Source organism: Spirillospora sp. NPDC049652 (assembly GCF_040675125.1).
GTDB lineage: Bacteria > Actinomycetota > Actinomycetes > Streptosporangiales > Streptosporangiaceae > Spirillospora.
Map to the genome: position 1 here is coordinate 1 of NZ_JBFAOF010000957.1, position 2,649 is coordinate 2,649.

Annotated in this window: 2 protein-coding genes; both read right to left on the reverse strand. The window is 73.4% G+C overall.

The features are described from left to right. On the reverse strand, window positions 1–889 hold an 889-nt coding region (locus AB0J52_RS35405; RefSeq protein WP_500187282.1), incomplete at its 3' end, for a 4-alpha-glucanotransferase. Window positions 890–967: 78 nt separating this feature from the next. Beyond that, a complete protein-coding gene (locus tag AB0J52_RS35410) occupies window positions 968–2,392 on the reverse strand; it encodes an amidase (RefSeq protein WP_500187283.1) in 1,425 nt (474 codons plus the stop codon). Window positions 2,393–2,649: the final 257 nt, after the last annotated feature.

Below are 2,649 nucleotides of genomic sequence, written 5' to 3' on the forward strand. Positions count from 1 at the left end.
CCCGCAGCCCGGGGGGCCAGGCGCGCCAGTCGGGGCCCTGCTCCTCGCACAGGGCGCACCAGGTGGCGAACGCCGTCAGCGGCGCTCCCTCGCGCCGCCGGAACTCGGCATATGCCTCATCGCCCCGGAACGCGGCGTACAAGATCTCCAGGGCGCGCATCTTGGCCGTGTGGACGGCGTCGCGGTCCAGGACGTCCAAGGTCTCGTTCAGGGCCCGGAGGGGCGCGCTGAGGCCGTCCACGCGCTCGCGCTCGTCCGGCGGGAGGGTTGCGTACTCGGGGACGTCCTCGACGCGCAGGTAGAGCGGGCTCGCGAAGCGGCGGCTCATCGGCGAGTACGGGGACGGCCCGACGGGCGGGACGGGCTCGGTCGCGTGCAGCGGGTTGACCAGCAGGAAGTCCGCGCCCTGCCGCGCGCCCCATCCGGCGAGGCCGGCGAGGTCGCGCAGGTCGCCCATGCCCCACGACGCCCGCGACCGGACGGAGTAGAGCTGCGCGGTCACGCCCCACGCGCGCGGACCGGTGCCCAGCCGCTCGGGCGCGACGAGCAGGGCCGCCTCCTCGCCGTCGGCCGTCAGCCGGTGCCAGCCGAGCGGCAGGTCCCCGTCCACGGGAAGGTCGAGAACGCGGCCGTCCGCGAGTTCGACGGTGCCCTCCTTGGCCGGCGAGCGGCCGGGTCGCGTCACCACGACCGGCGGCAGCCGGGGCGGGTCCGCGGCGCGCGCCAGCCCGTCCCGGACGGCCGCCGGCGTGGAGACGTCCTCCCCGAGCGAGGTCAGGACGGCCCGCAGTGTCTCGACGGACACGTCCGCATGCCGTCCGCGCCAGTCGACGTAGGCCGTCGAGACACCATGCACGCGGGCCAGCGCCCGCAGATCCCGGTCATTCACGCCACCACCATGCCCGCCTCAAGGGAGACCAAAGCAGGCCCGCCCGGACGAGCCCGAAACCCCCGGCGCGCTCCGGGGTCAGGCGTGCCAGATCTCGGGCCTGCGGTGGGCCCAGGGCCGCGCCTCCTCCAGCTGGGCGGACAGGGAGATGAGCGTGCCCTCGCCGCCGACGCGGCCGGCGAGCATGACGCCGATGGGCAGGCCCTCGTCCGTCCAGTGCAGCGGGACGTTCACGGCGGGCTGCCCCGAGATGTTGTAGACCGAGGTGAACGGGGTGAAGAGCTTCTGCCGCTCGAAGTTCTCCTCCGGGCTCTGCCCGTGGAAGTGCCCGATCGGCGCGGGCGGCTGGGCCAGCGTCGGGTGCAGGACGGCGTCGTACCCCTCCAGGACGGGCAGGACGGTGCGCATGGCGGCCTGCAGCGACGCGTGGGCCATCATCAGCTGCGGGGCGGTCGTGGCCTCGCCGCGGGCGCGCAGCCAGCGCGTGAGCGGCTGGAGCAGCTCCTCCCGGTCGGGCGCGACGGGCGTGAGGGTCGCCATCGCGGCCCACAGCGTCTCGAAGTGCGGGACGAGGTCGGCGTTCCACAGCAGCGGGATGTCCACCACCTCGTGGCCCAGCTCCTCCAGCAGCTCGGACGCGGCGTCGTAGGCGGCGCGGACGTCCGGGTGGATCTCCACGCCGGGGACGCCGGCCTCGATGCTGCGGGCGATGCGCAGCCGTCCGGGCGGACGCTCGGTGAACGACAGGAAGGAGCCGCCCGGATCGGGAACGTGGAACATGTCGCCGGGGCGCGGGCCCGCCATCACGTCCAGCAGGAGCGCCGCGTCCCGGACCGTCCGCGCGATCGGGCCGTTGGTGGACAGGCCGAACAGGTCCGGGACGATCGGGCCGTGCGAGATCCGGCCGCGGCTCGGCTTGATCCCGAACAGGCCACAAGCGGACGCGGGGATGCGGATCGAGCCGCCGCCGTCACTGCCCTGCGCGACCGGGGCAAGTCCCGAGGCGACCGCCGCGGCCGCGCCTCCGGACGATCCGCCCGCCGAGCGGGAGGTGTCCCAGGGCGTCCGGGAGGGGGGTGCGACGTCGTTTTCCGTATAACAGGGCAGACCGAATTCGGGGGTGTTCGTCTTGCCCAGATGGACAGTTCCCGCTTCCCTCAGCCGGACCACGACCGTGTCGTCGGCGAAGCCGGTGAGGTCGGCGTGCGCGGCCGAGCCGAGCGTCATCCGGACGCCGGACACCATGTTCAGGTCCTTCACCGGGACCGGGACGCCGAGCAGCGGAGGAAGCCCGGTGGGGTCGTCCGCCGAGGCCAGGAGCTTCTCCGCGGCCCGCGCCTGCTCCAGGGCGAGCTCGGGGGTGAGCGTCACGTACGCGCCGACCCGCTCGTTCAGCCGCTCCGCGCGGTCGAGGTAGTGGCGGGTCACTTCGAGGGGGGAGATGTCACGGGAACGGACGGCCGCGGCGATCTGTTCGGCCGTGAGGTCGTGGGTATGAGTCACAGAGTCGAACGCTAGCCGCACGCCCGGGAGGACAATGAACCTACCCGCTCGCCCAGTCCACGAACCGCCCGGATACGGCGACAAAAGTATTAACCCGGCACGACTGGTCGGGGACCCGCGAACTGATTACTGTGCGCTCGGAGGATCATGAGTCCGGCGCGAAAGGAACACGGAGCGTCACCTATGGCGATCACGGAACGGAGCAACGCGCAGCAGGCCCGCGGCCAGCCCGACCAGGCCGGCCAGGCCGCACAGCG